This is a genomic window from Erwinia sp. MYb416 (assembly GCF_037479575.1).
GTDB classification, from domain to species: Bacteria; Pseudomonadota; Gammaproteobacteria; order Enterobacterales; family Enterobacteriaceae; genus Erwinia; species Erwinia rhapontici.
Genome location: NZ_JBBGYT010000438.1, coordinates 1,309,205 through 1,324,006, shown reverse-complemented (window position 1 = coordinate 1,324,006; position 14,802 = coordinate 1,309,205). Strand labels below are relative to the sequence as shown.

General features: G+C 56.4%; 6 protein-coding genes. 5 read left to right on the top strand and 1 reads right to left on the bottom strand.

Annotated elements, in window-relative coordinates:
• Positions 1 to 20 precede the first annotated feature (20 nt).
• Complete coding sequence (locus WH277_RS15745; protein ID WP_339505911.1) at positions 21 to 5,627, bottom strand: Ig-like domain-containing protein; 5,607 nt, start codon at positions 5,625 to 5,627, stop codon at positions 21 to 23.
• A gap of 312 nt (positions 5,628 to 5,939) precedes the next feature.
• On the opposite strand from WH277_RS15745, the gene WH277_RS15740 reads away from it, so the two are divergent.
• The 5 genes from WH277_RS15740 (at position 5,940) to WH277_RS15720 (ending at position 14,791) form a co-directional block, all read left to right on the top strand.
• Positions 5,940 to 8,093, top strand: coding sequence for a hypothetical protein (locus WH277_RS15740; RefSeq protein ID WP_445235320.1), 2,154 nt, complete (start codon positions 5,940 to 5,942; stop codon positions 8,091 to 8,093).
• Positions 8,063 to 8,782: a DUF3142 domain-containing protein gene (locus tag WH277_RS15735; RefSeq protein WP_200642973.1), complete on the top strand. Its 720-nt coding sequence runs from the start codon at positions 8,063 to 8,065 to the stop codon at positions 8,780 to 8,782. The genes WH277_RS15740 and WH277_RS15735 overlap by 31 nt, the downstream gene beginning before the upstream one ends.
• A gap of 796 nt (positions 8,783 to 9,578) precedes the next feature.
• A complete protein-coding gene (gene argC, locus WH277_RS15730) occupies positions 9,579 to 10,508 on the top strand; it encodes an N-acetyl-gamma-glutamyl-phosphate reductase (RefSeq protein WP_133843378.1) in 930 nt (309 codons plus the stop codon).
• Positions 10,509 to 10,719: 211 nt separating this feature from the next.
• On the top strand, positions 10,720 to 12,402 hold the full coding sequence (gene treA, locus WH277_RS15725) for an alpha,alpha-trehalase TreA (RefSeq protein ID WP_339505910.1): 1,683 nt from the start codon (positions 10,720 to 10,722) through the stop codon (positions 12,400 to 12,402).
• Between the two features lie 259 nt (positions 12,403 to 12,661).
• Entirely contained in the window at positions 12,662 to 14,791 is a 2,130-nt protein-coding gene (locus tag WH277_RS15720; protein WP_200644022.1) for a TonB-dependent siderophore receptor, read from the top strand.
• Positions 14,792 to 14,802 lie beyond the last annotated feature (11 nt).

Genomic DNA, 14,802 nt, shown 5'->3' with positions numbered 1-14,802 from the left:
ACCCCAGACCTGCGTTATTTTCAAACTGCTGATTTATTGTTTTTGAGCGCGACTTCAAGCGAGGCCACCTGTTGAGACTGAACCTCGTCCAGCCATTGCAGTTGCTGGCTGAACACGGGCGCACCAAACACCGAAGTCGGGGCAATCGTGCCTGTGAGGGTGTTATCCGACACGTTCTGCCAGCTGCTGCCGGAGAACACTTCCAGCGCGGTGCTGCCCGGCAGCGGGATGTCGCCAAACAGCCCGGCCAGCGTTGATCGGCCGCCCATCGGTTGATTAAGGTCGACGACCTGGCTACGCACAATGCCGGGCTCGTAATGGTTGACATCGTTCTGACTGAAGACTGCCGCCAGCGCAGAGGGCGCAGCCGCTCCGCCGCCCTGTCCGGTCTGACTGAATACAATGGCCGCCGATGGCGTGGTGCTGAAACCTGGGGCTGCGCCGAAGATAGACTCACTGCCGCCCAGCAGTGATACGGGCACTTCTGGCAGCGCAATCAACGCAATCTGGCTGTGCGGGCCGTCGCCACCGGCAAGGCTGACCGTGCCGGGTTTGCCGTCGGTTAACATAAACTGCGGATTACCGTTAACGGTATTAGTGGCAACCACCGGACGGCTGTCGATGCTGAAGGCCGGTGAACTGCTGTTGCCGCTGCCGGTATTTCTCGCCAGATCGGTGATGCCGCTGTTATCCAGCGTGATCATATTTCCCGCCGCGACAATGCCCGCCGCAGGGGTAAAGATCGCGGTCCAGGTGATGCCGCCATCAGATGAACTGACGGCACTCAGCGTGCCGTTGGTGACGGTCAGATTGGCATTACTGAAGCCTGTCACCGCTTCACCGAAGCTGATGGTCACCTTAGCGGTTTCCCCGACGGTCAGTTGGGCATCACTCAGGGTTATGGTGCCAACAGGAGGTGCGGCATCCAGCGCATAATTATTGGAGATCGCGATACTGCTACCCTGGTTGCCCGCGTTGTCCTGCACTCCGGCGGTATCCAGCACAATCAAGTTGGTACTGTCCGTCACGCCCGCCTGCGGTGTGAGGGTGGCCGTCCAGGTGATGCCGCCGTCAGATGAACTGAGGTTGCTGAGGGTGCCGTTAGCGACCGAGAGATCCGATAAATCAAAACCGCTGACTGCTTCGGAGAAGGTGATGGTCACCGATGACGATGAGCCAATGCCCATCAGCGAATTGTCCACTACGATAGTGGCCGTCGGTCGCTGGGTATCAATGGCGTAGTTATTCGAGTCAGTGGTGCCGCTGCCTGCGTTGCCTGCCGCATTCTGCACGCCGCTGTTATCCAGCGTGATCACATTGCTGGTATCGGTGATGTTACTCGCTGGGGTAAAGGTCGCCGTCCAGGTGATGCCGCCATCGAATGACGCAACGTCCGTCAGCGTACCGTTAGCGACCGTTAAATCGCGATTGTCAAAGCCGGTCACGGCTTGCGAGAAGGTGATAGTCACCTGCGTGGTTTCCCCCGCGATCAGTGAAGGATCGGAAATGACAATCGTCGCGACGGGCCGCTCGGTGCTCACCGTATAATTGGCTGAGCTGGTGGTGCCCGTGCCGGTATTCCCCGCCAGATCCATTATCCCGGTGTTATTCATCACAATGAGATTCGTGGCATCGGTGACACCCTGATTAGGGGTAAAGGTCGCGGTCCAGGTGATGCCGCCATCGGATGAGCTGACGGCGCTAAGGGTACCGTTAGACACCGACAGATCGTCGTTATCAAAGTTTTTCACGGCTTCCGAGAAGGTAATCGTCACCAGTGCGGTTTCGCCCGGGGTCAACGTGCTGTCTGACATCACAATGGTGCCGGTCGGGCGCTGAGAATCAACGCTGTAATTATTCGAATCGGTAATGCCGCTTCCCGCATTACCGACAAGATCCGTAATTCCGGTGTTATCCAGCGTGATCAGGTTGGTCGTGTCAGTGATGCCCGCTGCGGGGGTAAACGTTGCCGTCCAGGTGATGCCGCCGTCAGCGGTACTGACCTCGCTCAGGGTGCCGTTCTCAATGGTCAAATCCCCATTAGTAAAACCGGTCACCGCTTCCGAGAAGGTAATCGTCACCAGCGAGGTTTGCCCTATGCCGAGCGCATTATTCGCCACCACGATGGTTGCCGTCGGACGCTGGGTGTCAATGGTGTAGTTGTTGGAGTAGGAAAAACCGCTACCTGCGTTGCCTGAGGCATTCTGCACCCCGCTGTTATCCAGCCGGATCACACTGCCAGAATTGGTAATGTCACTGGTCGGCGTGAAGGTTGCCGTCCAGGTAATGCCGCCGTCAGATGAACTGACCTCGCTCAGGGTGCCGTTAGAAGAGATCAAATCCGTATTGCTGAAACCGGTTACCGGCTCCGAGAAAGTGATGGTGACCAGTGACGTTTCACCAATGCTCAGCGCAGTATCCGCGACCACAATGGTGGCGGTCGGTTGCAGGGTATTAATGCTGAAGTTATTCGAATTGGTGGCGCCAGACCCCGTATTCCCCGCCAGATCGCTCACTCCGGTGTTCTGCAGCGTGATGATATTAGTGGCGTCCTGAACCTGACTAGCAGGAGTGTAGGTTGCCGCCCAGGTGATACCGCCGTCGGAGGAACTGACCGGGGTCAAGCTCCCGTTGGGAACCGCAAGGTCAGCATTGGTAAAGCCCGTCACCGCTTCTGAGAAGGTAATGGTCACCAGCGAGGTGTCACCTACGCTCAGACTGTTATTAGCGAACACGATGCTCGCCGTAGGCCGTTGGGTATCGATGGCGTAGTTATTGGAATCCGTGGTGCCCGTACCTGCGTTGCCCGCCAGGTCCGTCACACCAGCATTATTCAGCGTGATCAGATTAGTGCTGTCGGTGATATTCGTCGTGGGTGCGAAGGTTGCTGTCCAGGTGATTCCGCCATCGACTGAACTGACGTTGCTCAGGGTCCCGTTCACCACGGTCAAATCTTCGTTGCTGAAGTCCGTTACAGGCTCAGAGAAGGTGATGGTCACCAGCGAGGTTGCACCTACGCGTAATGCCGTTTCCGCCACCACAATCGATGCCGTCGGACGCGCGGTGTCAATAGCGTAGTTGTTAGAGTCGGTGGTGCCCGTGCCCACATTTCCTGCGGCATCTGTCACTCCGGTATTATCCAGTGTGATCAGGTTAGTGGCATCGGCCAGGTTACTGGTCGGCGTAAAGGTTGCCGTCCAGGTCTTGCCCCCATCGGCTGAACTGACGTCGCTCAGAGTACCGTTAGCGACGGTCAGATCTCCATTGCTGAAACCTGTGACAGCTTCTGAAAATGTGATAGTCACCAGCGAGGTTTCGCCCACTTTGAGGGCATTATCTGCCACCACAATCGTCGCCGTTGGCCGCTGGGTATCAATACTGTAATTGTTCGAATCTGTTGTACCGCTGCCAGTATTGCCTGCCAGATCTGTCACGCCGGTATTATCTAGCGTGATCAGGTTGGTCGTGTCTGTAATATTCGCACTCGGGGTAAAGGTGGCGGTCCAGGTGATGCCCCCGTCTACCGAACTGACGGGGGTTAACGTGCCGTTAGGGATGGTCAGATCGACATTGGTAAACCCGCTTACCGCTTCACTAAAGGTGATGGTCACCAGCGAGGTTTCCCCGACAGACAGCGCGTTATCTGCCACCACAATATTGGCCGTCGGGCGCACGGTATCAATGGCGTAGCTGGCAGAAATAACAGTGCCACTGCCGCTGTTACCTGCTGCATCCTGCACCCCACTCATCCCCAGGGTAATCTGATTCCCGCTGCTGGTGGTGCCGTTGGATGGCGTAAAGGTCGCCGTCCAGGTTTTGCCGCCATCGGCTGAGGACACGTCACTCAATGTGCCGCCGGAAACCGTCAGATCCGCATTGGTAAAGTCGCTGACCACTTCGCTAAAGGTGATGGTGACCAGTGAGGTATCCCCCACCTTCAACGCCGTATCGCTGAGCGAGATGATGGCCGTCGGCAGTTGGGTATCAATGACGATATTTTTCGCTCCACCCAGCGAAGTCAACGCCCCGGTGTCCGGCAGCGTCACCGAGGCATTCTTCCCGTTGCTGCTGTCGATGATGGTCGCACCATTCAACACCAGTGAACTGCTGCTGACATAGTTAAGATCGGCACTTTGATCGCCGCTCTGCACCACATAGCTGAACACCAGCGTTGAGGTGCCCGATCCGCCGACATAGGTCGCCAGACGATCGATTGCCCCGGTTTCCAGCAGGAGTGTGGGTATCCCACCGCTGACGGTCACCGCTGTGGAGAAATCGACGCTGACCAGCACCGTACTCCCGGCTTTGTAAGCACCGTCTGCCGTGGTTGAGCTAACGGAGCTGACCGTCGGGCCGATCTGTTTCACATCGACAATATTGATATCCTGCTGTACGGAAAAGTCGTCGGACGAAATCACCACCTGAGTCACATCGTTAATGGCCGGTAAACTGCTGATAGCGCCCACCGTAGAGCTGCTCATCGACACATCAAATACACTGGTGGTGCCGTTCGCGTAGGTGAGCTCAAAATGCAGCATTCCCGAGTATCCCCCCGCGCTTAATCCGCTGAGGTCGAAGGTGTAGCCCGTCGGTGCACTGATCACCAGTCGTGTCCCGGACGTACCGTCGTAGGAATAGAGTGCCAACGCCCCAAATGACCCATCCAGCCCCATATAACCGCCGGAAGTAAACGTGATGTTTTGCCCATCAACCACGCGCACAACACTGACGTTATTCCCGCTGGCAATGTCATTCTGAGACTCATTGAAATTGAGTACCGTCATCACACCCTGATAGCCATCAACATGCAGTGCTGCGGTGTCAATATCCCCCACGGTTTTTTCCAGCACCCAGTCGCCGCCAATCAGGCTGCTGCCTGTCGCATCTACCGAGGCGGCCACATCCGCGCCCGTCGCCGTGGCTAAATCGGTCAGCAGTGCATCGCCTGCACTGCCAGCACCGACATCACAGCCGTACAGCAGCAGGTCGCCCTCCGCCGTCAGCGACTGGCCGATAATTGCCAGCGCCGCCTGCACATCTGCGGATTTAATCGAGGTGTCGGTCAGAACCGTACTGCCAAGGTTAAGCGTGCCTTCCGAACCGTGCGAGAAAATGTGAATCGCATCATAACCGCTGTGGGTCGAGGCCCAGTCGGCGATCTGCTGCAAGCCATCTTTGCTGCCATCAATCAACACGATCTCGACGCCCGGCTGAATGCCATCCACCAGCGTCTGATAATCTTTGAGGGAGGTATCGATAAACACCACTTCGTGGCGCGTGTAGCTGGCACTGGTCGCCACGGCATCGCTCGGGGTATCGCTGGTCTGGCTCTGATCGTTAGCCGTTGCCGTGTCGCTGCTGTTGTCCGCTGTGGCCTGGGTGTGGCTGCTGTCACTGCTCTCTGCCTGACTGTCTGCAATAGCCGTGGCGTGGGCATCTGCCGCAGGCGTGCTGGCGGCAGTATCCGCGACCGTGGCGGCTATCGCCCCATCGAATAGCATGCGCGGTTCCAGCAGCCAGGCGGAAGGCAGGATGCGATCGGATGAATTATTTATGAATGCTTTATTATCTGTTGCTTTTTTGGCCGCAGAGAGCTTCGCGCCAGTGAACCAGTTTTGCCATGCCATGATGAGACTCCTGAGCCACACAGCCGCTGGCAATGGGCTATAAATTTGAACATTTTTGGGCTGAGCGCTATTTCAGAAGCTTTCTGGCATGACCGACATTAAGAAAAGTCCTATTAATAACACTAACCAAACAGACTTTTATCAAAAAACATTAATTAATAAAAGTGTTATTTTCGAAATGTTTTTGTGTGCAAAAATTTCAATAAATTAACAAAAGTTTACAGTGGCGGGGTTATCACATTGATGAAAAGCCCGTTTTCAGCTTAGAATTCGCCAGCTTATCAACGCTTCATCATCTGCCGGAAAAGGATTATGCGTAAATCAAGGATTGCCCTGACCGTGCTGGCGTCATTAACCGCCAGTTTCCAGACGTTTGCCTCTTCAGATATCGAGGCCTGTATGTGGGGCAGTAAAGACTGTTTTATTGTCAGCCCTCCTGTGCTGGACGTGACCAACGACACCCGTGACAACCTGCTACGCCTGGTCAGCGAAACCAAAGCTGTCACCCTGACGTCGCAGCCCATACCGCAAGATATGACGCGCAGCCGCTCGTTCTATTTCGGCTACCATGATGATGCCGCTCCTGCCGCTGCCAGCCCTGCTGCTACCGAAGATACCCTGTCTGCAACACTGCAAAATCAGATTGCCGCGCTGGGTCTGAACGACAGCATCCTTAAAGTTACCCCGATGGCCCCCGGCGAAGAGGAAAATCGTTTTGTCTCTTATACGCTGACTACCGTTTCGCTTTTCTTCGGGGCACTGCTGGCGGATACCTCGCTAAGCGCAGAACAGCGCCAGGCACTGGGCACTGCCCGTATGTCACTGTCTGATAGCGCTGAATACCGCCAGCAGACGGGGGCATTGGATTATCCTGAAGGATCATCGGCACGCGCCTTCCGTGATTATCTGCTGGCCGCCAGCGACTTCTATCAGGGCGACTATCCGGCTGCCGCGCAGACCTTCACGGCGCTGCAAACGGCAAAACAGCCGTGGGTGGCAGAAACCGCCAGTTATATGCTGATGCGCACGGCACTCAACCAGAGCAGCGAGAATGCCAACGGTGAATACGGTGATTTCGATGTCAAAAAGGTCGACAAAAATGCCGCCACTGAGGCGCGTACGGCAGCACTGGCCTATCTGACCGCCTGGCCCAAAGGGCAATATGCGCACTCCGCCTACAGCATGCTACGCCGTATCGACTGGTATCGGGAGGATTGGGACCTGCTGGCAGATCACTATGAGGAGGCGCTGGAAGCGGCCACGAATAATGATGAGATTGTTGCGCTGATCGCAGAAAACGATCTGAAGCTGCAAAGCAAATATCAAAGCGGCGATGCGATGTTTATCAGCGCCACTAACGCCCCGCTGCTGACCTTTACCCAGACATTACGTCTGATGCGCAGCAAAGAGTGTAATCCGCGCCTGCCCTGTGTGGACCAGGCGTATCTTGATGCGCTGATGCCGTCATTTGACCAGGCACGCAAGCTACCGCTTTGGCACTATCTGACGGTCATGCAGTCGTTCCGCACCGGGGATTATCCTGCGGTGATCGCTAACATCAAACCCATCACCGAACTGCCCGCCCGCAACATTGTCGCATTCAGCGAGCAGGTGCTGTATGGCGATGCGCTGATGGCGCAGCAACAATGGCCCGCCGCTCGCGACCACTGGAAGCATCTGTTAACGCTGAGTAAGGACCCGGAACAGCAGCAGTTTGTTCAGGCCCGACTGGCTGCCGCGCTGGTTTCCGGCAATGAAGTGGCACAGATTTTTGCCGCAGACAGCCGGGTGACGAACCTGCGCTACCGTTCGCTGGTGCTGAAGACTCGCGCGACGCCAGAGTTGCTACGTCAGCAGGCCAGCAAAGGGCCAAACGATGAAGAACGCACCATTGCTTTGCACACCCTGCTGGTCAGCGATTTGACCGAGGCGCGCTACGGCGAATGGTTGCAGGACCGCAAACTGAGCCAGCATATTACGCAGCCCGTGGTGACTGACGCATTTGCCGATGTGCAGCTCAGTGCCTTTGACTGGACGGGCGAAAAGACTGAAAAAGGCTACGCCTGCCCGACGCTGGAAACGGTGGTCACCCAACTGAACCAGCACGCCGACAACAGCCATGCGCTGAACTGTCTCAGCGAGTTCTTCCGCACCACGAACGTTTCGGTCACCACCTGGCCCGACAGCGGCGGTAACGGTACGCTGGATAACGCGGTGACGACCGAGAAACGCACGGGTCAGCCGGATCGCCAGCACTATTATCAGCAGGTGATCGGCAACAGCAAAACCGAACCGGAAGATAAAAGCTACGCGTTGTACCGCGCCGTCATGTGTTACGCACCGTCAGGCTATAACGACTGCGGCGGCAAAGAGGTCGATAAAACACAGCGCCAGCGCTGGTTCACTCAGTTGAAAAAACAGTATCCGGGAAGCACGTGGGCAAACAAGCTCAAGTATTACTGGTAAGCCTCCTGCTGGCCGCCCTGTGCGGCCTTCCGGTTCGTGCTGCACAGCAGGTTAATGCCAGCGATTACCAGGCGTTCTGGCTCTGGTCGGGGGTACGCCCCGGACCCGAGCTGAAAGCCGCTCACACCGTGTATCTGCATCAGGGGGAAGTGGTGACGCAGCAGGGTCAGGCGGTGTTTATTCGTATGGGCCTGCCGGTGAGCCGCTTAACGTTTCCGCATATCTGGGTCACGGTGCGTATGGAGACGCTGGCGGTGCCGGATGAGATGCTGGAACGGATGGTGCGGCTGGCACAGCGCTGGTCGCAGGCGGGTAATCAGGTGATCGGCATACAGATTGATTTTGATGCCGCGACCCACCGCCTGGATCAGTACAGCGCGTTTTTGCAACGCTTGAGAACGGTGCTGCCTGCGGAGTATGCCCTTGGCGTCACCGGGCTGCTGGACTGGGCCAAAACCGGTAACGTGGCGACGCTGAATGCGCTACCGGTGGATGAGCTGGTAATCCAGAGCTATCAGGGACGCCAGACGGTGAACCGCTACGCCGACTACTTCCCGGCGCTGACGGAGCTGCGCATTCCCTTCCGGCTGGGGCTGGTGCAGAACGGCCGCTGGGATAAGCAGGATGAGCAGCGCCTGCTGGCTTCGCCGTGGTATCGCGGCAGCGTGGTGTTTATGTTGAATCGCTGATCGGCTTAAAGGTCTGGTCAAGGTCTTAAGGTCAAAGTCTTAAGGTCAAGGGCGTTTCGCTTTCCCACTTCGTGGGCTGAGCGACCTAAGGGCGGCAGTCGCCCCGCCCTTAGGAATCCGGGCTGCGGCAGGCGCATCGCCCGCTTGACGCGGGTTCCCTCAGTCGGTCGGTTTTCCTGCCGGAACGGGCGTGACGGGACATCCCTGTCCCGGCTCACCCTCTCGCCGACGTCCTGTCGGCTCGTCCTGGAAATCCGCCCTCCTTCGGCGAGGCTTAATTGCCGCTCAAAAGGTCAACGGCCAGGTCAAAAGAACAATCAAAGACGGACTAAAAATAAACCAAATACCAAAGAGCCATTTTTGGTATTTGTTGGTTTTATTTAATCTTGTAGGTTTTTGGTTTTGATGTTGAGGCGGCAATTAAGCGGCGCTGAGGAAGTGATGTGAACCAGGATGAACCGCCAGGACGGCGGTGAAAGCTCGGGCCGGCACAGGGAAGTGCCGTCACGAGTGGTCCGTCGGTGAACGGAACTGACGAAGGCACCCGTGAACGGGCGCAGCGCCTGCCGCAAGCCGGGGGTCAAGGGGCGGCGGCGACTGGCCGCCCCTTGTCGCTTCGCCCGCGCAGCGGGAAAGCGAAACGCCCTTGACCTTAAGACGTTGACCTGTCCACTCGAACAATAATGACTTATTATGCAAATAAAACAGATATTCAGTCATTTTTTATTGTTCCCTCGCCCTAAATCTCGCATACTCTCACCACTCTTTTTTTTACGAAGTCAGGGCAGAGACGGTAATGAGTCAGAAATATCGCGTGTTTATCGACGGTCAGGCAGGCACCACCGGGTTACAGATCCAGCAGCGGTTGGCCCGTCACCCTCAGATTGAAATGCTCAGCATTGATGAAGCGCAGCGTAAAGATGCCGCTGCCCGCCAGGCGCTGATGAAACAGGCGGATGTCAGCATCCTTTGCCTGCCCGATGCTGCTGCACGTGAAGCCGTGGCACTGGCCGATGAGGTGGGTGCACGCGTACTCGATGCCAGTTCTGCGCACCGCGTAGAAGCGGGCTGGGTGTATGGTCTGCCAGAACTGGCGGCCGATCAGCGCGAGAAAATTCGTGCTGCCAGCCATGTATCCAATCCGGGCTGTTACGCTACCGGCGCTATCGCCCTGCTCGCACCGCTGACCCAAAGCGGCCTGCTGAAAGCCGATCAACCGCTGGCGATTAACGCCGTATCCGGCTATAGCGGCGGCGGCAAAGCGATGATCGAAAAATACCAGCAGGCAGGCACCGGGTTTGCCGCCTACGGCCTGGGCTTTGATCATAAACACCTGAAAGAGATTCAGGCGTGGAGTGGGCTGAGCAGCAAGCCGATCTTCCAGCCATCCGTCGGTGATTATGCGCAGGGTATGCTGGTGTTTATTCCGCTGAATGATGTGGATGGCGAAGCGTTACAGCAGGCACTGGCTGATTTCTATCACGGCCAGCGGTTTATTCACGTGAACGCACTGAACAGCCTGGATGCTGATACCGCCCCTTACCTGCTGCCGGAAGCGCTGAATAATACCAATAATATGGAACTGTTTGTCTTCAGCCATGCACAGCAGCGCCAGAGCATTCTGGTTGCTCGCCTGGATAACCTCGGCAAAGGCGCCTCGGGTGCCGCGGTACAGAACCTGAATCTGATGCTTGGCCTGCCGGAAGAGACCTGCGTGAATCTGTAATATCGCCTCACGGGGGCCTGCCAGTCCCCGTGTTTTCCTGCCATTCCCACTGTATTTTTTTCGACCACATTCAGCTCGTTGTGGTGTTAAAACCCCTACCTGACTCACACTTTGCCCCTTCGATCCCTTACCCTTTCGTTAAATTCGACTAAAGTTTTAATCTGCTCAACTACTTACAGATCATGCATGGTCTGGACATGGAGAATGGCTAATGAGAAGAGTCGAACAACGTCAATGGAATACACGCCTGTTTACCCCCCTGCTGCTCACCGCCGCGCTGACCGCCAGCTTCACGCTGCAGGCGGAAGATAATCAACGTATGCTGAGCAGTAACCCGCAGCCACCGGACATCCGGCTCGGGCCGCTGTTCCACGCGGTACAGGCGGCAAAAATTTTTCCCGACCAGAAAACCTTTGCTGATGCAGTGCCGAAACAGGACCCGACGGCCATTCTTACCGACTGGCAAATGCAAAAAATGCAGCGCAATTTCGATTTGAAGCGGTTTGTTGCCACGAATTTTATCCTACCCGCAGAGGGGGACAAATATGTCCCGCCCGCTGGCCAGAGCCTGCGTGAACATATCAACGGCCTGTGGCCGGTGCTGACGCGCTCCGCCAGCCAGGCCAATCAGTGGGATTCGCTACTGCCGCTGCCGAAGCCTTATGTCGTCCCGGGTGGGCGCTTCCGCGAAGTGTATTACTGGGACAGCTACTTCACCATGCTGGGGCTGGCGGAAAGCGGTCACTGGGATCGGGTGCAGGATATGGTCGATAACTTTGCCTCTGAGCTGGATAAATACGGCCATATCCCCAACGGTAACCGCAGCTACTATCTCAGCCGCTCGCAGCCCCCGTTCTTCAGTATGATGGTTGATCTGCTGGCAAAACATGAGGGTGAAGCGGTCTACAGCAAATATCTGCCGCAGTTGGAAAAAGAGTACAACTACTGGATGGCCGATGCTGACAGCAGCACCTTAGCCGCCGGTTCGGCCAGCAAACGGGTTGTGAAGCTTAAAGACGGCACCGTGCTCAACCGCTACTGGGATGCCCGCGATGTGCCGCGTACCGAATCCTGGATGGACGATATCGCCACCGCCGGGAAAGACCCGTCGCGCGATAAAGCCGGGCTGTATCGCGACCTGCGAGCCGGGGCCGCATCGGGCTGGGACTTCAGTTCTCGCTGGTTCGATAAACCGGGTGATCTGGCTACCATTCATACCACCCGCATTGTCCCGGTGGACCTGAATGCCCTGATGTTCCACCTGGAGAATACCCTCGCCCACGCTTACCAGGTGGCGAAAAATGAAGGTGCAAGCAAGCGTCTGGCCGAGCGTGCCACCCAGCGTCGTGACGCGATCAACCGCTATCTGTGGGATGAGAAACAGGGCTGGTATGCCGACTATGACTGGCAGAAAGCGCAGGTCCGTCCGCAGTTAACCGCCGCCACGCTGTTCCCGCTCTATGTGCAGGCCGCGACGGACGATCACGCTAACCGTACGGCCAGCGCCGTGAAAGCGCAGTTGCTGAAAGAAGGTGGCCTGGTGACCACCACCGTCAACAACGGCCAGCAGTGGGATGCACCTAACGGCTGGGCACCGTTGCAGTGGGCCGCCGTTGAGGGGCTGAATCATTACGGTAAGCAGGAACTGGCGAAAGAGATCGGTATGCGCTTCCTGCAAAACGTGCAGGCCACCTACGATAAAGAACACAAGCTGGTCGAGAAATACGTTGTAGAAGGTAAAGGGCTGGGCGGCGGCGGCGGTGGCGAATATCCGCTGCAGGATGGCTTTGGCTGGACCAATGGCGTAACGCTGAAATTAATGGATCTTTACTGCCCTAAAGGCGTGACCTGTAATAATGTGGGGGATATCAGCACGGCTAAACCAGCACCTTAACCTGCATTAACCCTGACCGGGCGGCCTTTGTGCCGCCTTTTTTTATCGTTCCCGGCCCCCCTCACCTCACGCTGCCAGACTCCGCAGCCCACCAGACACCTTCCGATACTGAAATAAAATTTACGCTTGAAAAAATCAACGATAACAATAACAATTCTCATTGTTATTCTCATATTTTGTTACTTTTATGTAAGAATGCCTTTTCCCGAGGGATCTGATCGGCTTTCAGTTCCCTCGATCCACCCTACAAGGAAAGAAGATGACTCTGGTTTTTAACCTGAAGCGATCGGTGCTGTGCTGCGCCATTGCGATGACCGCCCCTGGCATGACTTTCGCTGCTGACAGCCAGATGGTGGTGACGGCAGCGCCCGCGGAGACCGCCGATTCACCAACGCGTGGCTATACCGCAACCACGTCTACCGGCGCCAGCAAAACCGATCAGCCGCTGATCACCACCGGTCAGTCGGTGTCTGTCGTCACCCGCCAGCAGATTGACGATCAGGCCGCCAATACCGTTGGCCAGGCGCTGAATTATACGCCAGGGGTGTTTTCTAACTTCAGTGGGGGTGCCACCCGTTTTGACACCGTTGCCCTGCGTGGCTTCCACGGCGGCGATGTCGATAATCTGTTCCTCGATGGTATGCGCCTGATGAGCGACGGCGGCAGCCATAATATTATGCAGGTCGATCCCTGGTTCCTTGAGCGCCTTGATATCATCAAAGGTCCCTCCTCTGCGCTGTATGGTCAGACCGTTCCCGGCGGGCTGGTGAATATGACCTCGAAACGTCCGCAGTTTGTCTCTGAAGGGCATTTCCGTCTGACCGGTGGAACACAAAATACCAAAGGGGCCGCCTTTGATTATACCAATGCGATTAATGACCAGTGGGCCTTCCGCCTGATCGGCATGACGCGCACCAGCGATACGCAGTATGACAATACACGTGAAGAACGTTACACGATCTCGCCGTCATTGCTGTGGCAGCCGTCAGAAGACACCTCCCTGTTGCTGCGTGCCTACCTGCAAAAAGATCCCTCTGGTGGTTATCACGGCTCCACACCTCTCTCCGGTAACCTAACTCAGCATAATGGCAAATGGTTAAAGGATGGCTTCAACGAAGGCGAAAGCAGCGTTGACCAGTACAAACGACGTGAACAGGTTTACAGCTACGCCTTCTCGCACCGCTTCAATGAGACATGGGCAGTGCGCTCTGATGCCAGCTACACGCACAGCAGCGTTGCCCTGGATCAGGTGTATCAGAACGGCTGGATCGATGATAGTGACCAGTTAGCACGTGGCTACAGTGGCTCACGCGGTTCACTGGATGCCTGGTCAACGGATAATCAGCTGGAAGCGGATTTCGCCACTGGCGACGTGACGCATAAGCTGGTGGTGGGTGCGGAATACCATCAGTATAAAAACGATGTCTGGAGCGGATACGGGAGTGCCAGCCCACTTAATCCGTTCACCGGCGCCACCGCCTCTCACGGCGTAACGGTCACGTCTCAGGACAACACCACTCGCCGCTACTATCAGTCCGGCGTCTATTTGCAGGATGAGCTGGAATGGAATCGCTGGCATGCCACGCTGTCCGGCCGCTATGATCGCATGGTGTCAGAGCAGGATAATCACACCACCGATGTTAAACATCGTCTGCAGGATGATCACATCAGCGGACGCGCATCGCTGTTGTATGCCTTTGAAAACGGCCTGTCGCCTTACGTCAGCTACAGCCAGGCGGTCACGCCATCCATTCTTCCTGGCAAAGATGGCAACCTGCTGAAACCGTCTACGTCTGAGCAGTATGAGGCCGGTTTGAAATACCAGCCACCGGGCACCAGCGATCTGTACACCGCTGCCGTGTATGACCTGACGCAGAAAGATGTCGCGGCACGTGATTCTAACGATATTGCCAGCGCCACCTACATTCCCGCCGGGAAAGTGCACTCTCAGGGACTTGAGCTGGAAGCACGTAATCAGCTGACCCCGCGCCTGAGCACCATCGCCGGATATACGCTGAACCACGTACGTTATAAAGAGTTGCAGGACGGCAATGATGGCCACACGCCACTGCTGACACCCAATCAGATGGCCTCTGCCTGGGCACACTATCAGTTTGACTACGGCATCAGTGCCGGTGCCGGGGTACGTTACATCGGTAAACAGTGGGCCAATGACGACAATACCGCACGGGTCCCCTCCGTCACGCTGGTCGACGCCTCTGTACGTGCCAATCTGGGCGACTGGAACAGCAGCATGAAAGGGGCTTATGTGCAGGTCAATGCCAATAACCTGTTCGGTCGTGACTATATCGCCGCCTGTTACAGCACCACCAACTGTTACGTGGGGGCTGAACGCAGCGTGATCGCCACCGTGGGTTACGATTTCTAAACGCCAGACAG